Raw genomic sequence first — 23,093 nt, forward strand, 5'->3', positions numbered from 1 at the left:
AAAATGTATTTTTACATTATGTCGAAAATCTCATTTACCCTCGTATTAAGTTGCCTTGTTTTGATTTTAGGAATTCAAGACTTCTCGGCACAAGAAAAACCAGCATTCATGAAAGAGCAAACGCTTGTGCGTCCTCCATATTTAAAAGCTGGAGACACGGTTGCCATTGTTGCTCCTGCAGGAATTTTAAAAAACAGACAAGCAGATATTCAACGCGCTCAAGAGTTAATGACCAGTTGGGGCTTGCATACTGTTTTGGGCGATCATTTGTTTTCTACAGCCAATCATTTTGCAGGCACTGACGAGCAACGTTGTGCCGATTTCCAAAAAGCTATGGACGACCCTACCATTAGTGCTATTTGGGCGGGACGCGGTGGTTACGGAACGGTAAGGATTATAGATAAATTAGATTACACCAAATTCAGAAAGAAACCTAAATGGGTGATTGGTTATTCAGACATCACAGCACTGCATAATCAATTGCACAATCAGGGATTCGAATCTATGCATGCCATGATGGCGGCAGGCGTTACAGAAGATCTGAACGATATCAAGGAAACGGTCGCTACCTTTAAAGATGCTATTTTTGGGAAACCTTTGGCTTATACATTAGAAGGTTCAAGCTATAACAAAGTAGGAACGGTATCGGGCGAATTGATAGGTGGTAATTTAACTTTATTGCATACCATGTTGGGCTCTAAAACTAGTATGGATACCTCAGGGAAGATTCTTTTTATTGAAGAAATTGGGGAGTATGCTTACCATATTGATAGAATGCTACAAAGTTTAAAGCGTGCAGGTTATTTTGACAATTGCAAAGGAGTGATTGTGGGCGATTTTTCCAAAATGAGAAAAAATACCACGCCTTGGGGAAGCTCCGTTGAGCAATTAATTTTGGATGTACTGGCAGACTATGATTTTCCAATTGCGTTCAAAATGCCAGCGGGTCATGAAGATGATAACAGAGCCATGATCTTTGGTCGAAATGTTGAACTTTCGGTTGGGAAAGAGGTGTCAACATTGAAATTTGACAAGTAGATCTGTTTTAAGCAGAATACTACTGCTGGTTGCAAACTGAAAACTCGTGATTTTATATTAATTTATATCAGGATGGCCCTGAAGCTTCGGGCTGCTATCGCGTGAATTATGGCACACCACAACGAACTCGGTAAAATTGGCGAGAAACTTGCCGCCGAATACCTTCTCTCAAAAGGGTATGAAATTGTGCGCAAAAATTACTATTATCAAAAAGCTGAAATTGATATCATAGCAAAGCACAATAATATAATGGTCTGTGTAGAGGTCAAAACCCGGAACTCCGACTTTTTTGGTGATCCTCAAGATTTTGTAACACCCAGCAAAATAAAATTATTGGTAAAAGCAATGGATGCGTTTATTGTTGAAAATGATATTGAATTGGAATCGCGATTTGATATTATCGCCATCTTGAAAAATAAAACGAAAGAAGAGTTGACGCATTACGAAAATGCATTTTATCATTTTTAAACCTCTACGAAGCATGGTGCTTATGAAACCAATCTATACATCTATTTTCGAGTTATTTTTTTACTTGTAATTTAAGAGAATGAAATCTACAATTTGATTGCAGTTACTTCAATTTCTACTGCTGTTTTATCCACTGGACTTAATTGTGAGTCTTTTTCTTAATTCTCTGTAGAAGGCTTAAATACTCCAAAGCTTGCCTTAATCGAAAAAACTATGGTTTATTCAGAACTCGGGTTAAGTTCACAAGGTTCTTGATTCTTAATAGTAATTATCTGTTAATAAAAATTATAGACCGAAAATTCAAAGTAACATATTTTCAGTGTAAAGCGGTTTTGATTATATCATCAATTAACATTAAAAAATTGATTTTCTACACAGATCCTTTTAGGGGTCTCAAATTATACAGCATATTCTGAACCTAGGTTCATCTTTATGAAACTAAGGCAATTAATACGGAATAACGCATGACAATTGTCATCTTTTGGGATATAATATTTGATAACATTTGGGGCTTATTTATTAAAAAAAGAATACATTATGATCATATCTAAACAAATCCATAGTTTTCATATTCCTGTTATGGGTTTAGCTTACACTATTGATAGCCCAATTCGTGTTGCCCATTTCGGAATTTCATCCGTCATTTCTATTATTGATGATGAATTAATCGAAAAGATGAACGCTTTTTATAGTCAAAAATTTAGCTTGCCTTATCAAGAAATATCGAAAAAAGCTGAAGATTATCGTGCTAAGCGTATCACTGCCTATTTGAATTTAGTGGACACTATCGTGAAAGATAAGTTTGTAAAATTCAAGGAGGAATTATCAGAAAGCAAATCGGCGCTGGAAAACTTTGTAGCAATGCTTCCTAATAAGTCAAGCATTAAACAAGGCCTTTCAAAGATGTTGGAAGAAGGGGTTTTCATTAAGGAAACAATTAAAAAGTATATAGATGTCCATTTGTCTCCTGGAGAGATTGATGTAAACATCATGACTAAAATTGATAAAGACAACTTTAAAGGCTCAGAGCAATTGCCAATCGAATTTAATGACGCCCATGCATCATTGCGCGGTTTTGCAAATAGTAATTTGTCGTCATCTGTTGTGCTTTCCGCAGGAATGAACCCAAGATTATACAGCTATTTTGAGAATTTCAAAGATTTTTTTCCCGATGCTGAAGGACATCTAAAAAAGAAAATTATTTTAAAGGTGAGCGATTTCCGTTCTGCTTTGATACAGGGAAAATACTTAGCTAAAAAAGGATTATGGGTTTCTGAATACCGAGTGGAATCTGGTTTGAATTGTGGTGGGCATGCATTTGCTACTGAGGGGTATTTACTGGGACCTATTTTGGAGGAATTTAAAACAAAAAAAACGGAATTGTTACAAGACACACATGATGTTTTTGTGAAGGCTTTGGTTGATAAGGAGATTGCTGTCCCTGAGCATCCTTTAGAAGTAAAGATTACGGTTCAGGGAGGTGTTGGCACCGCAGCTGAACATAACTTCTTGATTGATAATTATCAAGTAGATTCTGTGGGTTGGGGGACTCCTTTCTTATTGGTTCCGGAGGCGACCTCTGTAGATGATGAAACGCGAAAATTGATGACAGAGGCTAAGGAAGCCGATTTGTATTTAAGTAATATTTCGCCATTGGGTGTGCCTTTTAATACACTGAAGGGGACCTCCAATGAGTTCTATAAGCAAGCCCGTATTGATAATAATAAAGCGGGTAGTTCTTGTCCTAAAAAGTTTTTGGCCTTAAGTAAAGAGTTTGGACCTGAAGGTATTTGTACGGCTTCAAAGAAATATCAAGATGTGAAACTGTCAGAACTTGATTCCAAAAAGGAAACTATGACCGCTTCACATTATGATATTGATAGAAATAAAATTACAGAAAAGGCTTGTCTTTGTGTTGGCTTGGCTAATGCCTCCTACCTTGAAAACGAAATTCCAATAAAAGGACAGCAACAGGGTGTGGTGATTTGCCCAGGACCCAATTTAGCGTATTTTGATCGGGAAGTTTCGCTATCGCAAATGATACAGCATATTTACGGTGAAGCTTCTGTGCTTTCGGAAACGTACAGACCAAATATGTTTGTAAAAGAATTGAAAATGTATGTGGAGTATCTAAAAAATGATATTGCAACCTTTACGGATCAGTTATCTGCTAAAAACATTAAAAGATGGTCGGCCTTTAAAAGTAATTTATATGATGGAGTTGCCTATTATCAAAATTTATTTAATGAAGCGTTTCATTCAAATTATGATAAGATCCAATCGGATATTATGATTTATAAAAACGAAATTGATAGAATTGAAATTCCTGTTCCGTAAATCGGACAAAAAAATCAGTTTTTTTTGATGAATTTGCGATACAGATATAAACCTAACTTCTCCTACTTTTGAAGGAGAAGTGGGTTCTGCTTTCGGAGAAAAGGGGAAAATGAGGTCGTAGGTGGTTTTTTAATTATCTGAATGTAGAGATCCCTGTTGTAGTATATTTTTGAGCACCGTAGATCGGCAGGACTGAATTTACCTGTAAAAATTCATTTCATCCACATATTCCCATACGTGCTCCGGTAACATGGGCTTGACATTTTTGTTCGCTTTGATGGATTTCCTAATAAATGTAGAGGATAGCTCCATAATAGGAGCCTCCACACGATGAATTTTTGGATGTTCATCAAATTGAGTTTCAACTTTTCCTTCTGATATTCTTGGATAAACATAAATATGGTGATTGGCCAAGATCAGTTCGTAATTTTTCCATTTATGGAGACTTTTCAGATTGTCTTCTCCCATGATCAGTGCAAACTCATGCATTGGGAATTTTTCCAGTAAATAGGTGAGTGTATTGATTGTATAATTGGGTTGCGGCATTCCAAATTCAATATCGTTGGCCCGCAATTTAGGATAATCGGCTGTGGCGCGATATACCATTTCAAAACGATCATGATTATCTAGCAAGGATGCTTTTACTTTAAACGGACTTTGGGGCGTGACCACAAACCAAACTTGGTCAAGATTACTATGCTCGGCCATGTGGTTGGCAATGATGAGATGTCCAATATGAATCGGATTAAACGTACCAAAATAAAGTCCAATTTTCATTTTTCTGTCGTTATTTTACTGAATTTGGTTCATTTACAAAATCGGATACGAGTTTGTAGGATTCAGCAAGTGCTTTCTCAAGATCATCGTTGATTACAGTGACATCAAACAAAGGTGCCGTCGCTAATTCTGCTGAGGCTTTTGCAATTCGCATATTGATTTTGTCGTTACTTTCCGTTTGGCGCTTTTTTAAACGAATTTTCAATTCGTCAATACTTGGCGGTTTTACAAAAATGGCGATGGTTTGGTCAGGGAATTTACGTTTGATACGTAAGCCTCCTGAAACATCAATATCAAAAATGACATTTTTTCCTTTTGCCCAAATACGTTTGACCTCAGTTTTTAAGGTGCCGTAAAAGTTATCACGATAAACTTCTTCCCATTCTAAAAATTCGTCATTTTTAATCCGGTTTTTAAAGGCTTGTGCGTCTAAAAAGTAGTAATCTTTACCATCGGTTTCATTGTTTCTTTTTTCTCTGGAAGTTGCCGAAATTGAAAACTCCAAATTCAATTCTTCTTGCTTCAGCAAATGCCTCACAAGTGTTGTTTTGCCGGAGCCCGAAGGCGCTGAGAATACGATGAGTTTGCCTTGACTGGGGATGTCTTTAAGTTTTGTCACTAATTTATTGTTTTTAATAGATAACTTTCTGAGTACAGGAAGTTCGATTTTATATATTTATCATCTTTCAATCCACTACAGATTGTTTGCTGAAGACTACTCACAGAACATTTAGTAGTTGTTCTTTAATCTTTTCCAATTCATCTTTCATCTGAACCACCAATTTTTGCATCGGTGCATGGTTACTTTTTGAGCCAATGGTATTGATTTCTCGTCCCATTTCCTGGCTAATAAATCCTAATTTCTTACCGTTGGAGTCATCACTGTTGAGCGCTTTGATAAAATAGTCCAAATGGTTTTTTAGACGTACTTTTTCTTCCGTAATGTCAAACTTTTCGATATAATATACCAACTCCTGCTCAAAGCGGCTTTCATCTACTTTTTCCTTTAATTCTGCAACACCTTTGTGTAGACGTTCTCTTACTGCTTCAATCCGATCGGGATCCATGGCAATAACTTCATCCAATAAATCTGATATGTTTTGAACCCGATCAAAAAATTCCGATTCCAAGCTTTTGCCTTCATCCACCCGGTATTGCTGAATTTTCTCCAATGCCGAATTGATTTCTCTAGCAATTTCCTCCCATTCGTCTTCATCCATCTCGTCGCGCTCGGTAGTGACAGCATCTGGCAATCGAATGGCCATTTTTAGTAATTCAGTTTCATCGCCATCGACCACTTCCTTCAATTGCTTGATGTACTGTTTTACAACCGTTTTGTTGATTTGTGTTGAGGTTTCTTCACCAGTAATTTCCATATACAAGGTAAAATCAACTTTTCCACGTTCAAGTTTTGAAGCAATCAGTTTTCGAATGGCCAGCTCTTTCTCTCTGTATAAAGATGGCATTCTCGTATTGAGGTCGAGGTTTTTGCTGTTGAGCGACTTAATTTCTATGGATATTTTTTTTGTTGGAAGCTGAATTACAGATTTTCCGTACCCGGTCATGGATTGTATCATGGACTTATTTTAAAAGTTGCACAAAGGTAATGAAAATCATCAGTTCTATTGAGCTAATAAGTGGATGGAATTGTGGCCGAGACATTTAAAAATTCTAAATTTGCATTCTTAAATTAATAACCAAGAGATAGGATTATTGAATTCATGGTGATTTTTTAATTTCTTAAATCAGATCTATGTTCTAAAATCTGTTCTCTATATTCGATAAAATATGTATCTAAAGAATTTTGAAATACGTTGGAGTGATGTTGATGCCAATAGACATTTGGCCAATTCGGCCTATGTAAATTTTATGAGTCATACGCGTGTGGCTTTTTTTGAAGACCATGGATTTTCATTGACAAATCTCGCCAAATTTCAAATCAGTCCTGTCGTTTTTTATGAGCATATCTTTTATTTTAAGGAAGCCTTTTTAGGCACGCCCCTAAGAGTAAGTCTTGAAGTTACTGGGTTGAGTGAAGACGGTATGTTTTTTAGGATAGAACATAATGTCTATAATGACAAGGGAGAAAACTTAGCCAATTGCGAACTTTTGGGCGCATGGATAAATTTAAAGTCTCGACAACTAACTGGACTGCCATCAGAATTTTTGGAAGAGATGGATACTTTTCCAAAATCAAAAGACTTTAAGGTTTTAACGAAGGAAGACACCCGTAAATTTGGAAAGAAACCCGTGAATTTAAGTTGAGACTTTCGGCCTTTTCGTCACCAAATAAATACCTAAAAATATTAAGGCGGAGGCTACGACTTTTACGAGAGTCAAATTATCGCTTCCCATCATGATTGCAAATATTCCTGCAATTACGGGCTGTATATAAATAAAGATACTCACCGTTGATGCCCGCAAATGCACCAGTGCCAATGGATTTAACAAATTTGCAATATAAGTGGCGCCAATGATGACGAAGGCAACTGCAAAAAACACATACGGACTGAAACTTGGGAAGTCAATTTCCATAAGCTCAGAATAACCGAATGGCACGACCATAAAAAATGAAAAGAGAAACAACCATTTCAGAAAGGTCAGCGGATGGTATTTGGCTGTTAATTTTTTTACCAGAATAAGGTAAATTGCAAAAGAGGTGGCGTTGATAAATATCAGGGTATTCCCTAAAAGAACATTATCTTCACTACGAAGAGATTTTCCATAAACGGTCAAGATGATAGCACCGGCAAATCCGATAAATACTCCCAAAATCTTCATTGAAGTGAGTTTTTCATTCAGAAAAATGGCAGACAGGATCAGCACTAAAATCGGAGAAGTGGTTGAAATCACGGAGGCATGAATAGGTGTGGTATGTTCCAAGCCTTTAAAAAACATGAGCATGTTTATGGCTATTCCAAAAAGAGCGGCAATAAAGAAATGGATATAATCCTTTTTATCAATCTTTTCTTTGGGCCCCATAAAACTGAATAACCAAAACAGTAAAGTAGCACCGCCCACTCTTAGCACTATAAATGCGAATGGTTTGACAAAACCACCTGCCATCACATCTTTGGCAAAGGTATAATTTAGACCATACATTAACTGCACAATAAAAGCAGCAATGAAGGCATAAGTTTTAACTTTCATGAATTGCTTTCTTTGCAGCCTCTATGGTTTTGGCACTATTGCCAATAAAAATTTGATCATTATAAACCACAACCGGTCTGCTTAAAAACGTATAATGGTCAAGAATATAGTTTTTGAAATCTTGCTCTGTCAGGTTTTGGTCTTTTAGCCCCAAAGCTTTATAGCGTTGCGCCCTTTTGCTGAATAATGCTTCATAACGCCCCGATAAATTATACAGTTCTTCCAATTGTGCAGGGGTAATGGCATCGGTCTTGATATCTTGAAATTCAAAATCTGTTGGCAATTCTAAGGCTTTGATGATTCTTGTACAGGTGCTACACGATTTCAAGTAATATATTTTTTTCAAAATAAGTGGTGTTACAGGTTAAAAATAATCTGTCAAAATAAAGCAATCTTAACTACAATACCAACTGCTTAAAAAGTCTGAAATAGGGTAATTACAATGGATGAGCTCCGTTTTAAATTGAAGCATTAGAGACTTACTTTTAAATGGTCTTTTATTTGATCATAAGGCAAATTTATTTTTGTCGTGCCTTGAGCATAGGAAGCAACTTCGTAATTATTGTAGAGCAGCACCAATCCGTTGGTGGAAAACCCTATATTGGATGGTAACTGAAAATCCTCACCAAAGAAAAAGTCTTCCATGGGTTCATCGTTATCCTTTGGTTTAGTTTGTTCTCTAAAAGCTTTCTCTGCAATTATTTTAAACTGGTCCAGATTCTTGATGAGATCCTCTTGTTCTAAAAGAGTGCCTGTTTCTGGATTGAAATTCAGATAGGTTGTCCTGCTATTGCCATGGGCTCCACCGGTATCAGTATAGGTTAATAGACTTATACAAATAATCTCTGCCGATTCATACATCACTTCACCATTCACTCTGACTTCCCATTCTTGGCTGCTGTCTTGAAAATCCTCTTTAAACGATCTAAACTCCCTGTCAAATTGCGCAACGGCTTCAGAAACGGAGATGTCATTCTCTGGTGTATCGGCCATGTTCATCTCATTGGCAATGACGTGTTCTATCTGTTGGTTAATTTTAGTGGCAACAGATTTTGTTCCGATGGCTTTTGGATAGTCAATAGCAATTTTCGCAGCTGTTGTTTTTTCGATATGCTTCGTTTCGAATGACAATTTCACGTCTTTATTACAAGCTGATAATATCAATGCAGCAATCAGGATGAGGCTTAGTTTTTTCAAATTTTTGAGGTTTGGTTAAACAATCAATAAAGGTATTACATCCTTTTGTAACCAACCACTTAAAGGTTAAATTTGTTGTGAACAAAATCAGATGTTATGAAATTCAATACAAAAACCATTCACGGCAATCAGGAGCATGATAAGGCTTATGGTGCTGTGATGCCGCCGATATATCAAACAACAACCTATGCGCAATCTACGCCTGGAGGCCATAAGGGCTATGAGTATTCAAGATCTGCCAATCCAACTCGTACAGCATTGGAAAATTCATTTGCAAGTATAGAAAACGGTACACATGGTTTGGCCTTTGGATCTGGCTTGGCGGCTATTGATGCGGTAATGAAGCTTTTAAAACCCGGTGATGAGGTTATTTCAACCAATGATCTTTATGGCGGAACTTATCGGTTATTTACAAAAATATTTGAAGGGTTTGGCATTAAATTCCATTTTGTTGGGATGGAGAATGCCTCAAAGATCGAATCTTATATCAATAAAAACACCAAGCTGATCTGGGTGGAGACACCCACCAATCCAATGATGAATATTATTGATCTTAAGGCCACAGCCGCGGTATCAAAAAAACATAATATTTTATTAGCGGTTGACAATACTTTCGCAACACCTTACTTGCAGCAACCGTTAGATTTGGGTGCTGATATCGTCATGCATTCCGCCACCAAGTATTTGGGGGGCCATAGCGATGTGGTTATGGGAGCACTTATTGTAAAAGACAAAGCCCTTGCAGATAGATTGTATTTTATCCAAAATGCAAGTGGTGCGGTGTGTGGTCCTCAAGACAGCTTTTTAGTGTTACGAGGAATTAAAACCTTGCACATTCGTATGCAGCGTCATTGTGAAAATGGAAAGGCTGTAGCCATCTATTTAAAGAAGCATCCGAAGATTGAAAACGTATATTGGCCAGGTTTTGAAGACCATCCTAACTATGATATTGCAAGAGCGCAAATGAAAGACTTTGGCGGAATGGTATCCTTTACAACAAGAGGAAACGATTACAAAGAAGCCGTCAGGATTATTGAAAATTTGAAAATTTTTACCTTGGCAGAGTCTTTAGGTGGGGTGGAATCTCTGGCGGGGCACCCCGCAAGTATGACGCATGCGAGTATACCTAAAGTGGAGCGCGAAAAGATAGGGGTGGTAGACTCCTTAATAAGATTGAGCGTTGGAATTGAGGATGAAGAAGATTTAATTGCCGATTTGAAACAGGCGATAGGTTAGTTGAAAATCTTTAGAATTATGGACGGTTCTCTGTAGTTGAGGATTTTAATACGCCATTAAATGTTAATCAAAGTAATGGATGTAACCAATATTTAACCATAACATATAATCATTGGATTTATTGGAAGACAATTTATGGTTTAAACCATCAACCTCATCACTAAAATATTGCTGCCACCTTAAATCGAGCATTAAATCTGAGTAATAAGAAACTTTGTATCGTGTACCGATACTTCCCACAAGGGAGAAAGTGGTTCCTTTTTGGGCATTTACAAATTCGGTATCCCTAATAGTGCCATCGGAGTAGCGATACCAAGGCCCATAAAAATTATCTAAATTTCTTGGGTTTTTATCACCATAGGTCGTGTAAACCTTGGGGTTATAGGCTGTAAAATGCACGCCAAAACTCACGAACGGCGTAAAGGAGTTTGTTGCGTAAGAAAACTCTCTAAGACTGAAGGGGAAGTAATCCAATTGGACTCCAATATCGAAATTTTCGGTTTCGCCGGTGTGCGCCCTTAACTTATCAGCATTCACGCCTGGTCGGGCGGGGTCTGCCCATTTCCCAAAGTGTTTTAGTTTAGCTGTATTGTAAGAAAGTTCACTACGTAGTTTAAAGTGATCATTGAAATATTTGAAAGGTTTAAATCCAGGAACATCTTCAAAATTCATGAAGTGGACAATACCAATGCCAAAACCTGTATTGCCAGTAGAACTCTGAAAATCACGACGCTCACCAAAATCTGATTGGAAGGCTACAGGACCAACTATGATACCAAATTCATTAGAGAACCTATTTTGGGCAAAGCCTGATGAGATACCCATAATAAATACAGATACTATGGATAACTGTTTCAAACTAAGCGTCATATAGTTTTGTTTAATTGGGTGGAATAGCTGTTAACAAATATATGAAAACAGATTTAACTTGCAAACAAAACATTAGCTACCCGAAGATTAAGTCTTTAAATTTATTTTATGTGTTGAGATATTGATTTTTTTAACCCTTATTTCCAACAGAAATATACTAATCGCTTAATGAATCTTCTTTAAATTACGAATATCATAATTTTCGAATATTGATATAATAATTTATTGAGAAAAATGCATGAAAACTTTTAATATGCCTATATTTGTGAGACAAAAACCGACAAAAACTGATAATAAGTTAATAAATGACAGATAAATTAGTATCCTTTTTAGATTATGTACAAAAAAACAACCCAAACGAACCAGAGTTCTTACAAGCCGTTCACGAAGTAGCAGAAACCATATTGCCTTATATAGAAGAAAATCCAAAATATCAAGACAAGATGTTGTTGGAGCGCATGGTTGAGCCTGAACGCACTATTATCTTTAGAGTGGCTTGGGTGGATGATCAAGGTAAGATTCAAGTAAATAGAGGCATAAGGGTTGAATTCAATTCGGCATTAGGGCCTTATAAGGGTGGGTTGCGTTTTCACCCAACCGTAAATCTAAGTATATTAAAGTTTTTAGGATTTGAGCAAACCTACAAGAACTCGCTTACTACACTGCCTCTAGGTGGTGGAAAAGGAGGTTCTGACTTTGATCCAAAAGGTAAAAGCGACAATGAAGTGATGCGTTTTTGTCAATCATTTATGAATGAGTTGTACCGTCATATTGGCGAAAGTACAGATATACCTGCTGGCGATATTGGTATTGGCTTTCGGGAAATTGGATATATGTTTGGCCAGTACAAAAAAATACGGAATGAATTTACAGGAATATTGACAGGTAAGGGCTTGTCTTATGGCGGATCCTTGATCAGGCCAGAATCAACAGGCTATGGCTGTGTGTATTTTGTAAGAAGTATGTTGGCCCTTCAGGACGAAACATTGAAAGGAAAAACCATCTCCATTTCAGGAGCGGGAAATGTCGCGCAATATGCTTGTGAAAAAGCCACTGAGTTTGGAGCAAAAGTACTTACAATGTCGGATTCTTCGGGGTATATTTATGATCGTGACGGTATAGATGCTGATAAATTAGCTTTTATCATGGATTTGAAAAACGTGAGACGTGGCAGAATAAGCGAATACGCAGATGCCTATAAATCGGCAACATTCCATGAAGGAAGACCTTGGGCAGTTAAAGCGGATATTGCTTTGCCATCGGCAACACAGAATGAGCTGAATGAGGAAGAGGCCAATATGCTCATAAAAAATAAAGTCATGGTTGTTGCCGAAGGGGCCAATATGCCATGTACACCAGAGGCCATTGAAGCCTTCCAAAAAGCTAGGGTTTTGTTTGGACCAGGAAAAGCTGCCAATGCCGGTGGCGTTGCCACTTCGGGATTGGAAATGAGCCAGAACGCCTTAAAGCTATCCTGGGATAGAGAGAAAGTAGACGGAAAATTAGTGACAATTATGGAAGATATCCATCAATCTTGTGTGACTTACGGACAGCAGGAAGATGGTTTTGTTGATTATGTTAAGGGAGCTAACATTGCTGGATTTGTAAAAGTGGCAGATGCTATGCTGTCACAAGGGGTCGTATAATTTATCAAGAGAATAATAATGTTAAGGCCTCAATAAAATTTTATTGAGGCCTTATTTGTGTTCTTAATATATGAATAACCTAAAAATGTCGTTAGTAATAAATATCTTTGGCATCTATTGGTATTCTATGATAAAACAGATTACATCCGTTTTTTTATTCCTTCTTGCACTTTCATCACATGCACAGGATTTTTCAACATTATGGCAAGGTTATTTTTCCTTTTATAATATTAAAGACGTTGTGGTTGGTGATAATAAAGTATATGGCGCTTCTGAAAATGCAATTTTTATCTATGATTTGTCAACCAATGAATTAGAAACCCTAACCACCATCGAAGGCTTATCGGGCGAAACCATTTCAACCATTGCTTATAGTCAAACTTATGAAACCTTATTGATTGGCTATGAAAATGGACTCATTGAAATTGTTTTAGGCTCTGAGAATAATATATTGTCGGTGGTAGATATTGTTGACAAACAGACTATTCCGCCAAACCTTAAACGCATCAATCACTTTAATGTTTCTGACAGTTTGGCCTATATCTCTACTGATTTCGGCATTTCGGTCTATAATTTGGAACGCCTGGAGTTTGGAGATTCTTATTTCATTGGAAATGGTGGAAGTCAGGTTGCTGTGAATCAAACCACATTGTTGAATAATGTTATTTATGCGGCTTGCGGAAACAATAATGCCATTAAGATGGCAGAATTATCAAATTCAAACCTCATCGATTATCAGCAGTGGCAAACCTTAGGAAATGGAAGTTTTCTTTCGGTTGAAAGTGTTGGAAATCGGCTCTATGCCGTCCAATCCAATCGTGTTGTTTATGAAATTTCCAATGGTGGATTCAACGCACTTTTTACCTATTCAGATTTACCGTTGGATACAAAAGCGGTCAATGATAATTTAGTAATTACTACTGAAAACAACGTTTATGTCTATAATAGTAGTTTTGATGCTTTGGCCACGGCGGCATTACAATCAGATTTGAATACAAAATTTACCGCGGCTACAGTTGCTGACAATGTAATGCTTATTGGAACCAGTAGTATTGGCGTGTTAAAATCCACTCTCTCAAACCCTACGTTTTATGAAGTCATAGGTCCGGAAGGGCCACTTATGAATGATGCTTTTAAAATTGAAGCTGGTAATGATAATTTATGGGTAACTTTTGGAGATTATAGTGCGTCGTATAATCCATCACCCATACGCAGTTATGGTCTCAGCCATTTGGTTGAAGGTCAGTGGATCAATACACCTTTTGAAAGTCTATTGACTGCCCAAAACTTAAATTATGTCGCTGTTAATCCTTTCAACCCATCCCAAGTATTTATCAGTGCTTTTCAACAAGGCATTTTGGAACTAAATGATGATGTGCCAACAGTATTGTACAATCAGAACAACAGCGGATTAGAAACAATAACAGCTAACAACCCTTCAATAAGGCAATCAGGATCTCAATTTGATAGAAATGGTGTGTTATGGACCTTAACCAGTCGCGTGGATAGACCGTTGAAATCCTATGATCCAAGTACTGGACAATGGCGGGGCTATAGCTTCAGCGAAATTATTCAGGATCCTATTAATGACGAGTTTGGTTTTGGTGATTTAGTGATTGATAGAAGTGGCACCAAATGGATAGGCGCATATAAAAAGGGTATCATCGGTTTCAATGAGAATGGTAGCAAAATCAGGTTCTTGAACTCTGAAGAGCAGAATATGCCTGATAATACAGTAATGGCAGTTGCCATTGATAATAACAATCAACTGTGGATTGGTACTCGAAACGGATTGAGGGTGCTTTATAATACGAGCAGCTTTTTTGAGGCGCCCAATCCAAGTGTAAAGGAAATTGTAGTACTTGACGATGGTATCCCTCAGGAATTGTTGTTCAACCAATTTATTACAGATATCAAAGTTGATGGCTCCAATAATAAATGGATTGGAACTTTAGATGCTGGACTCTTTTATTTCTCTCCTGACGGACAACAAACCATATATCACTTTACTACAAAAAACTCACCATTGCCTTCCAATGCTATAAAGGATATTTCTATTGATGCGCAAAATGGGAAGGTTTATATTGCAACTACAAAGGGCTTGGTGTCTTTTTATTCCGGTGGCTCCAAGCCAGAAGAAGAATTGTCCAATGCTTATGCTTATCCAAATCCGGTGAGACCAGAATATGATATTCTTGGAGCTAACAATCTAAATGATATTAATAAGGGCGTTAAGATCAGGGGCATCACAGAAAATGTTAATATAAAAATTACGGATATTGAAGGTAATCTGGTGGCTGAGGCACAATCAAGAGTTAATTTAAGAGCTACTCGTTCCAATTATAATTTTGCAATTGATGGCGGAACTGCAATTTGGAACGGAAAAAATTTAGCCAACAATATTGTGGCCTCTGGCGTCTATTTGATTTTGATTTCTGATTTGGATTCTTTTGAAACCAAGGTCATAAAATTGTTGATCATCAGATAATCCTCTTATTCAAACCGCTTATGTTAGTTAAAACCAACGCTATTGTTCTTTCTAAGATAAAGTATAGAGACCACGACGTCATTGTTAAATGCTACACCAAAAACAGAGGCATCGTCAGTTATTTATTGCGAGGAATTTTAAAAAGTAAGAAGAGCAACTCAAAAATTGCCTATTACCAACCTTTATCACAACTGGAAATTGAAGAGAACTATCGAGCCAATCAATCTTTGCAATATATTAGAGATGTTAAGTTAAGTGTGCCGTATCACAGCATGCATACCAATATTCTCAAAGGGGCTATTGTTATGTTTTTATCAGAAGTTCTATCGGCTACGTTGAAAGAAGAAGAGGCCAATCCGTCGTTATACGAGTTTTTGGAAACCACGCTGCAATGGTTGGATCACGAAACCGAATTTGCTAATTTTCATTTACTATTTTTATTGGAACTTTCGAAACATTTGGGGTTTTATCCAGATGCCACACAATCCACCTTTCCCTACTTTAATTTGCGATCAGGAAGTTTCGAACTTTATCCGCAAAAACCTTATACCATCTCAGGTCAAGATTTATTGCTATTAAAACAGCTTTTAGGCATAAAATTTGATAGTTTGAATGCTTTAAAGCTGCATTCAAAACAACGACAATCTTTTCTGAATTTATTACTGTTTTACTTTGAACTGCATCTATCAGACTTTAGAAAACCAAAATCACTTCAAGTATTTAATGAAGTATTCCACTAAAACAAGTTTTACACTATGAGATTTTTATTTTTGATAAGTGTGTTCCTCTTCATTTTTGCCAAGGGCCACTCACAGAATATTAAGATCTTAGAACCATCTACAAACCTACCCATTGCTGGGGCCGCCATTTATAATGCTTCTAAAAGTAAATCGACAATGTCAGATATTGATGGTGTTGCCAATTTAAGTCAATTTACATCAGATGAAGTGCTTTTTATTGAACATTTGCTTTATATAAGTAGCAGTTATGTCGCGGCGGACATAGCAAATAAAACAATTTATTTAAGACCAAATATTGAAGGTTTGGATGAAGTTGTGGTCTCGGCTTCAAAATTTCAACAGAGTAAACGTGATATTCCTCAAAAAATCATCAATATCAATGCAAAGTCCATTGCTTTTTCAAATCCCCAGACCAGTGCGGATTTATTGGAAAATAGCGGCAACGTATTTATTCAAAAAAGTCAGATGGGCGGAGGAAGTCCGATGATAAGGGGATTGTCCACCAATCGACTGTTGATGACAGTAGATGGTGTACGCATGAACAATGCCATTTTTAGAGGGGGCAATTTACAGAATGTGATTTCTATAGATCCATTTACCGTTCAGAATACTGAAGTTACCTTGGGTGCAGGTTCTGTGGTTTACGGAAGCGATGCCATTGGTGGGGTGATGAGCTTCTACACGCAAACGCCACAACTCTCTTATTCTGATTCGCTCTATTTCAAAGGACATGTTGTTGGAAGATATACCACGGCCAATAAAGAGAAAACAGGCCATTTGGACTTCAATTTAGGAATTAAAAAGTGGGCTTTTCTTACTAGTTTGAGCTATACTGATTTTGACGATTTACGAATGGGAAGTCATGGCCCCACGGACTATATCAGGCCAGAATATGTGCAGACTTCTGATGGTGTTGATAAGGTTGTACCCAATCCTGATCCTTTAATACAAATCCCTACAGGTTATGATCAGATCAATTTTTTGCAGAAGATAAGGTATGAGCCCAAGGAGGATTGGAGCTTTGATCTGGGTTTATATTATACTACAACCTCAGAGTATTCGAGATACGACAGATTGATTCGTTACAAAAAAGATACTTTGCGGTCGGCCGAATGGAATTATGGGCCACAGCGTTGGTTTATGGGAAATTTGCAGGTGACCAAATTGAGTAGCAACTCCAATCTTTACGATAAAATTCAATCTACAGTAGCCTATCAGAATTTTCAGGAAAGCAGAATGGATAGGGATTTCAATAATACCAAACGGAATATCAGGGAAGAGGCGGTGGATGCACTTTCGTTCAATCTTGATCTCGAAAAACAACTTGGCAAAAGAATGGAGTTCTTCTATGGCTTGGAATACATTTACAATCAGGTCCTGTCTACCGGGATGCAAGAAGACATTCAAACAGGAATTAGCGTGCCAACAGTATCACGTTATCCCAACGGCTCCGATTGGCAGTCTATGGCCGCCTACACAAGTCTTAAGTTTAAACCCAATCCAAAATTTGTATTGCAAACAGGTATTCGCTACAATCATGTGATGATTCATGCTGATTTTAAAGAAAACAATGACTATCTCAAATTGCCATTTACCACGACTAAGATCAATACCGGCGCTTTTACCGGAACAGCAGGTGTCAACTGGAATCCAAACCAAACCTTAAATATGAGATTGAATGTATCATCGGCATTTAGGGCGCCTAATATTGATGATATTGGAAAAGTTTTTGATTCTGAGCCTGGAGCTGTAGTCGTACCAAATGACGATTTGAAACCTGAATATGCCTACGGACTTGAATATGGCGTCAAACTCAATTTCGAGAATGTGTTTATTTTGGACATGGCCACTTATTATACACATTTGGACAATACTTTGGTCCGTCGGGACTTTGAATTAAATGGAGCGTCCGAAATCATTTATGATGGCGAGATGAGCACCGTACAGGCCATACAGAATGCCGCGGAATCCCGCATTTATGGTTTTGAAGTCGGAATGCAGGTCAATTTTACCAAAGCATTAAAATTGAAATCTCATTATAATATTATCGGAGGTGAAGAGGAAGGCAATGATGGAGAAAAAAAACCATTGCGCCATGCCGCTCCACAGTTTGGAGCCACCCATCTGATATGGCAAAACAACAAGTTCCATATTGATGGTTTTGTTAAATATAATGCGGAATTGTCTTATAATCAATTAGCGCCTTCCGAACAAAATAAAGATTATATCTACGCATTGGATGCCAATTCTAACCCCTATTCACCGTCATGGTACACACTGAATTTAAGGACCCAATATGAATTTAGTGATGCGCTATCTCTAACGGCAAGTTTGGAAAATATTACCGACCAACGCTATAGACCATACTCTTCGGGAATTGCAGCCCCTGGGCGCAATTTGATTGTGGCTATAAAATATACGCTTTAAGAGTTAAGACTTTAGATTCAAGAACCAAGAACCAAGACGGTTCAATTGAATGCCAAACTCGAAACTTGAAAGCTCAGAACCCAGAACTTAAAACAAAACGTTTGGAAATTATTTGTCCGTTGGAGAGTTTGACACGGGCGATATAAGCGGCTTGACTTAAGCTGTTGAGGTCATAGATTTCAGTGGCTTTACTCCCTTTTAAATAATTAAGAGTTCTACCCATTACATCTATAATTTCAACGGATTTAATGTTGAGGTTTTGCCCAACAGAAAATTCGACATGCCCGTTTCTCCGTTCAATGATTGAGACTTCATTTGTATCTAAAATATAATCAGAGATAGATAGGGTTTGACTTTTAAAAACAATAACGAAACGATCATTGAATTCGCCAGTTTCTGAAGTGAAATGATAATCGGACACTGATAAATTATGATGAATATTCAGTAAATTATCCTTTAGAAAGAGTTCATTGTCATCAAAAAACTGACCTTGCAGTTGGGCAACGGACAATGAATATAGGGTTGGCTGTGTTATGGAGGTTTTAAATCCGATAGATACTTCTTCATCCGAAGATAAGCTGGAAACAGCTTTGCCTTGAATGGCATATTTCTTATTGCTATCTGTGATTTCTGTGTAGATAATAGCGCCCAATCCCGTTGAACGGTTACGTTCAGCATCATAGGCAAATCCATCAACGCCATCAGTTGCGCCTTCTACGTAAGCCACTAAGATTTGATTAAAGATGCCATTATCTGAGGTAAGGTTGATCCAGAATTTATTAGGTACATCAGAAGGAGCATTTCTAAAAAACTGAGAGTTGCTAGTAGCGTCTGCCATTCTCATGGAATTTTTGAAGGTCAGTGTGCCACCGTCATGAATTCCAATTACAAAAAAGCCTTGGCCCGAAGGAATGAAGTCAGAAGGCATTTCGTCTTTGCCCCCTGCTATGTTTCCGCTTCCAACCGTAATGATGGCGTAATCATTTCTATTAAAGTTGAGCACTTGATTACCTGGATTGCTTGCTAAAGGTGGACTCGCTTGAGACCAAAGATAAGCGGCACCAGAGATGACATCAGAATTCTGACTATGAACGAGTTTATAATCAATAGCAGATGGGTAAGGATTACCAATAAAATTCCAGTCATTATCGGTTGCAATGGTATTGGTATGAATGGTGACAGAAATATTTCCGTTATTGAATTCACCATTAAAAGTCGTTGTATCAATCCTTGGGAAAGTTCCAGAATTGTTTGAAGTGGATGCATAGCCTACTCCCGGAATCATCCGTCCGGTAGCCAACTGCCAATCGTCGCCATTATCATCTACGTCGTCACCATTGGTATCTTCATAGTTGGCTGCCTCAAAATAAAACCGTCTGCTGGGAGAAGCCATGCTCAATACAGATTCGACGGTTTCATTGGTCACGGGTGAACTCCAATAGGTATAATCATACCAATTTTGTTTTTCTGCTGTATGTTTTCTCACGCGCGCGGAAGCTGGTATTTCCAATGTGAAGGTTCCTGCATTTGCATCGTCACCACGCTGAATAAATGCTGCATTACTATCGACAAAGATGTCTCCAAAATTTGTAGGCGAATTGCCTTTGACAAGCACATCGGTAATGACTTCTACGTAATAATCTTCTGTGATATCTAAGGTAAATCCGGAATTGACCACAAGATTACAGGCCGTAAAACTTCCCGAGGTGGGACTTGTTGTGTAATTCCCGTTAATAATTGCCGTGGTATTTTGGTCTGGAATTGATGGATTCCAAGTGAAACCATCCCAAGTGGTTTGATTGAGTTTTAATCTTACGGCATTGCTCGCCGAATAGCATGTGGCATTGTTCTCACGGATTTGTACGTAATATTGATAACCGTCCAAATCAAGAGTACTTAAGATATTTAAATGGTCAGATTGTTGACCGGAGTAGTCAAGATTGGTCGCAAATATCTCAACCCAATTTGCGGTTCCAGGAGCATTATAATACCACTGATAGGTCAAGGGATGTCCACCTGGAACACCTTCAACACCCGAGACAGTCAATGTTGCATTCAAAACACAACTTGAGCTTGGTGCCATTGGTTGAAGGGTAACCAAAGGCGATGCACCGCCTGAAAAATCAAAATGTCCAATATCTGAGTAGTCGTTTGTAGGGCAGGAGCTGGGGCCTGAACCTACCCAGTCAATAACATTCCAATCGCTCAAATTAAAAATTGGATTCGGTAGGAGCAACGCTGTATTCAGTCGTCTAAAGTTAAAGCCACGGTCACCGGTAATCAAGGTAGCATCCATCCAAGTATTATCCATGTAAACCCCAAATTCATCCACAACTTCTGTTCCGTTGGACTTTAATAATCGGATAACATCGTGTTCATTATCTTTTTTGTTGATGCCGCTAATAAGAGTGCTTGTTAGTGCCGCAAATTGACCATTTCCACCATCTTGTGGACAAGAGTTTGAATTGGTCGGATTTGCAGCAGCTCCAATGGCTACAACATAGGTTGAATTGTTTGCTAAAGCGACATCTTGAAGTGGAATTGTACTAGTAGGATCGCTTGATCCATTGTTATAAATACCTAAAGAGTACTCTCCCAGTGGCACCGAGACACCGGTACCATTATAGATTTCTATATAACTTAATCCGCCTACCGTAGCGTCAGTAACCTCGCTGATAAATAGGTCGGAAAGCGCGGCGCTTCCTTCGCATCCTCCAACTTGGCTGTCTATAATGGTAAAGGGAATTGAACTTGTACATCCAATACTGTTCACAACTACAATATGGCCTGTTGCCGCATTTTCTGGAATGGTCACTTCAATAGAAGTCGAATTAATTAGTGTGGTTGCCATAACAATGCCGTTCATACTTGCGGAAGTAGCGCCGTCAAAATTGGTTCCGGTTACGGTAACGATGGTTCCTGTAGGGCCATGTATTGGACTTGCCATATGGCTTGTAGTGATGCAAAGTCCTGTCCCTCTAATGGCGAAAGTATAAGGATTTTCATCACTGTCGTTGTTGACTATGGAGACGATTGCGTTTCTTACCCCAGCTGCCAAAGGAGAGAATTCAATTTCTAAAATTGAAAATGTCCCAGGAAAGATTGTTGCTGTTGGATGAACAGTGATGGTAAAGTCGTCAGGATTGGCGCCTATTATACTCACGCTTGGCACAGAGAGATCTAAATTGCCAAGGTTCAGAATTCTGTAAGATTTAGACTGTGATGCCCCTACGTATTGCGCCGCAAACAGTGTATTTCTTAAACTAAAAGGTGACATGTCGCCATTGACGATCTCTAAAAAAGGATGGACGTTGGCCTCAACTCTAATTTCAGGAGCCATAACATTCAATACCCCTGAAACATAAGTGTTCCCATCCCAAAAGTTACCTGCTGATCCATCTTCCAGAATACCACCATATAACCAAATCCCACCATTCAATCGAAAACGGGTGGCGTAGTAGTAGGTTCCAGGACTAGTGATAGCAGCACCTAAATTAGCGCTGTACTCATCATTCTGTCCATCGTTACAGTCAAAGCAAGCTGCATTATAAGTGGCAGGAATCCAATCGGTCCAGGTATTCGGATTTGAATTGGTAAGACTATAGCCTATCTCTGCAATAATGCCCAGGCCTTGTCCAGCACCGGGAGTGATGCCCTGTTCATACACTTGTCCATAGACATCAAAAGCTTCCCCTAAGTTAATGGTCCCAATACCTGGGAATTGCAGATTGCAGAAATCGACGGTATCGACACTTAATTCGCCGCTTTGGTTGGAAGTTCCATTCCAAAAGCCACCGCCAGTTTCACTATAACCACCATAACGGTATGGACCACCATCCAATTGAAATCGGCTGGCGTAATAATAAGTGCCTGACGGCAATGTTGGCCCGATGTTGGCAACATACTCATGGTTATTACCTGTTTGTGTGCTATAAGTAGCGGGCAGCCAAGTCCAATCAGGTGAATTAGGGTTGTTGTTCACAGTGTTATAGCCAATCCAAGCATTCATCCCAGAATCTGGTCCCGCTGTTTCCGTAACGCCTGCCTTGTAAACTTGGGCATAGACACTAAATCCGGTCCCAACCGTAATATTTCCATTTTGGGGAGATTGCAGATTACAGTAGTCTACTGTGACTGTTGATGCCGCAGTCCATGAAATGTCATCAATAACAACCTGATATGGGGTGATGTTTCTTATTTCTATGATGACATCGCCAGTGATATTGATGGCGTTGACTGTGAAAGTTTGTACTGTTGTATTGTCCCAAGTTATAGAAGTGCCCTGAGAAATGCCGTTGACAAATAGTTCAACTTGTCTGTTTCCAGATCCAGTAAATCCTTTTAAAAGTCGGCAAGAAAAACTACCGATGCCATTGGGTACCGAAGAAGAAGTAATTCGACTTTGGTCTGAAATTCGTCTCAACATTAAGCCGCTTCCTGTGATAGGAAAACCTCCTTCGTTGCGAGACTGAACATAGGTCCAGGTTAATCCGTTATCACCAAGAAAAACGCCGTCAGAATAAGATGCAGAGGCATTAGAATTCGTGAAACTCTCTGAGCCTTGCCCATACCCGGACAGACCAATGCATAAAAATGCTACCAATAAGAGGGCGTATTTTTTAATCATGAGAAAAATTAATTAATACGTATTGCTAACACAGATCACCAAATATAAGCTAAAATGTCTTACGTTCAACAAGTTACAATTTATTAGGAATT

At 38.2% G+C, this 23,093-nt stretch carries 17 protein-coding genes; 9 read left to right on the forward strand and 8 right to left on the reverse strand.

The window, feature by feature from the left end; all coding sequences use genetic code 11:
• The first annotated feature begins 18 nt into the window (after nucleotides 1–18).
• The 3 genes from H3Z82_RS05090 (at nucleotide 19) to H3Z82_RS05100 (ending at nucleotide 3,843) form a co-directional block, all read left to right on the forward strand.
• Nucleotides 19–1,038, forward strand: coding sequence for a S66 peptidase family protein (locus H3Z82_RS05090; protein WP_182203246.1), 1,020 nt, complete (start codon nucleotides 19–21; stop codon nucleotides 1,036–1,038).
• A gap of 108 nt (nucleotides 1,039–1,146) precedes the next feature.
• Nucleotides 1,147–1,506, forward strand: a complete 360-nt coding sequence (locus H3Z82_RS05095; protein ID WP_182203248.1) for a YraN family protein — start codon at nucleotides 1,147–1,149, stop codon at nucleotides 1,504–1,506.
• A gap of 537 nt (nucleotides 1,507–2,043) precedes the next feature.
• A complete protein-coding gene (locus H3Z82_RS05100; RefSeq protein ID WP_182203250.1) occupies nucleotides 2,044–3,843 on the forward strand; it encodes a hypothetical protein in 1,800 nt (599 codons plus the stop codon).
• A gap of 198 nt (nucleotides 3,844–4,041) precedes the next feature.
• On the opposite strand, the gene nadD is transcribed toward H3Z82_RS05100, so the two are convergent.
• The 3 genes from nadD to H3Z82_RS05115 all read right to left on the reverse strand — a co-directional run bounded on the left by nadD (nucleotide 4,042) and on the right by H3Z82_RS05115 (nucleotide 6,197).
• Nucleotides 4,042–4,620: a nicotinate (nicotinamide) nucleotide adenylyltransferase gene (gene nadD / locus H3Z82_RS05105; protein WP_182203251.1), complete on the reverse strand. Its 579-nt coding sequence runs from the start codon at nucleotides 4,618–4,620 to the stop codon at nucleotides 4,042–4,044.
• A gap of 10 nt (nucleotides 4,621–4,630) precedes the next feature.
• Nucleotides 4,631–5,239: a guanylate kinase gene (gene gmk / locus H3Z82_RS05110; protein ID WP_317172425.1), complete on the reverse strand. Its 609-nt coding sequence runs from the start codon at nucleotides 5,237–5,239 to the stop codon at nucleotides 4,631–4,633.
• A 100-nt stretch (nucleotides 5,240–5,339) separates the two neighbouring features.
• Nucleotides 5,340–6,197: a YicC/YloC family endoribonuclease gene (locus H3Z82_RS05115; RefSeq protein ID WP_182203253.1), complete on the reverse strand. Its 858-nt coding sequence runs from the start codon at nucleotides 6,195–6,197 to the stop codon at nucleotides 5,340–5,342.
• Nucleotides 6,198–6,408: 211 nt separating this feature from the next.
• On the opposite strand from H3Z82_RS05115, the gene H3Z82_RS05120 reads away from it, so the two are divergent.
• Nucleotides 6,409–6,885 (forward strand): acyl-CoA thioesterase, encoded by a 477-nt coding sequence (locus H3Z82_RS05120; RefSeq protein ID WP_182203255.1) that lies wholly within the window; start codon nucleotides 6,409–6,411, stop codon nucleotides 6,883–6,885.
• Here the strand turns inward: H3Z82_RS05120 and H3Z82_RS05125 are convergent.
• The 3 genes from H3Z82_RS05125 to H3Z82_RS05135 all read right to left on the reverse strand — a co-directional run bounded on the left by H3Z82_RS05125 (nucleotide 6,877) and on the right by H3Z82_RS05135 (nucleotide 8,967).
• Complete coding sequence (locus H3Z82_RS05125) at nucleotides 6,877–7,770, reverse strand: DMT family transporter (protein ID WP_182203258.1); 894 nt, start codon at nucleotides 7,768–7,770, stop codon at nucleotides 6,877–6,879. The genes H3Z82_RS05120 and H3Z82_RS05125 overlap by 9 nt on opposite strands.
• A complete protein-coding gene (locus tag H3Z82_RS05130) occupies nucleotides 7,760–8,116 on the reverse strand; it encodes an arsenate reductase family protein (RefSeq protein WP_182203260.1) in 357 nt (118 codons plus the stop codon). The genes H3Z82_RS05125 and H3Z82_RS05130 overlap by 11 nt, the downstream gene beginning before the upstream one ends.
• 125 nt (nucleotides 8,117–8,241) lie before the next feature.
• The gene (locus H3Z82_RS05135; RefSeq protein ID WP_182203262.1) at nucleotides 8,242–8,967 is read right to left on the reverse strand and encodes a DUF3298 and DUF4163 domain-containing protein; all 726 of its coding nucleotides are present in this window, start codon (nucleotides 8,965–8,967) and stop codon (nucleotides 8,242–8,244) included.
• 96 nt (nucleotides 8,968–9,063) lie between these two features.
• Between H3Z82_RS05135 and H3Z82_RS05140 the strand changes: the two genes are divergently transcribed.
• The gene (locus H3Z82_RS05140; protein ID WP_182203264.1) at nucleotides 9,064–10,203 is read left to right on the forward strand and encodes a cystathionine gamma-synthase; all 1,140 of its coding nucleotides are present in this window, start codon (nucleotides 9,064–9,066) and stop codon (nucleotides 10,201–10,203) included.
• Nucleotides 10,204–10,266: 63 nt separating this feature from the next.
• Here the strand turns inward: H3Z82_RS05140 and H3Z82_RS05145 are convergent, their stop codons facing one another.
• Nucleotides 10,267–11,073 (reverse strand): THC0290_0291 family protein, encoded by an 807-nt coding sequence (locus H3Z82_RS05145; RefSeq protein ID WP_182203266.1) that lies wholly within the window; start codon nucleotides 11,071–11,073, stop codon nucleotides 10,267–10,269.
• 305 nt (nucleotides 11,074–11,378) lie between these two features.
• Between H3Z82_RS05145 and gdhA the strand changes: the two genes are divergently transcribed.
• The 4 genes from gdhA (at nucleotide 11,379) to H3Z82_RS05165 (ending at nucleotide 18,374) form a co-directional block, all read left to right on the forward strand.
• A complete protein-coding gene (gdhA, locus tag H3Z82_RS05150) occupies nucleotides 11,379–12,719 on the forward strand; it encodes an NADP-specific glutamate dehydrogenase (RefSeq protein WP_182203268.1) in 1,341 nt (446 codons plus the stop codon).
• Between the two features lie 85 nt (nucleotides 12,720–12,804).
• Nucleotides 12,805–15,207 carry a type IX secretion system anionic LPS delivery protein PorZ gene (gene porZ / locus H3Z82_RS05155; protein ID WP_235982374.1) on the forward strand — a complete coding sequence of 801 codons (2,403 nt, stop codon included), beginning with the start codon at nucleotides 12,805–12,807 and terminating at the stop codon, nucleotides 15,205–15,207.
• A 20-nt stretch (nucleotides 15,208–15,227) separates the two neighbouring features.
• Entirely contained in the window at nucleotides 15,228–15,947 is a 720-nt protein-coding gene (gene recO, locus H3Z82_RS05160; RefSeq protein ID WP_182203270.1) for a DNA repair protein RecO, read from the forward strand.
• 15 nt (nucleotides 15,948–15,962) lie between these two features.
• Nucleotides 15,963–18,374 carry a TonB-dependent receptor plug domain-containing protein gene (locus H3Z82_RS05165; RefSeq protein WP_182203272.1) on the forward strand — a complete coding sequence of 804 codons (2,412 nt, stop codon included), beginning with the start codon at nucleotides 15,963–15,965 and terminating at the stop codon, nucleotides 18,372–18,374.
• Nucleotides 18,375–18,447: 73 nt separating this feature from the next.
• Here the strand turns inward: H3Z82_RS05165 and H3Z82_RS05170 are convergent, their stop codons facing one another.
• The gene (locus H3Z82_RS05170) at nucleotides 18,448–23,001 is read right to left on the reverse strand and encodes a choice-of-anchor D domain-containing protein (protein ID WP_182203274.1); all 4,554 of its coding nucleotides are present in this window, start codon (nucleotides 22,999–23,001) and stop codon (nucleotides 18,448–18,450) included.
• Between the last annotated feature and the right edge of the window lie 92 nt (nucleotides 23,002–23,093).

Source organism: Gelidibacter maritimus (assembly GCF_014062315.1).
Lineage (GTDB): Bacteria > Bacteroidota > Bacteroidia > Flavobacteriales > Flavobacteriaceae > Gelidibacter > Gelidibacter maritimus.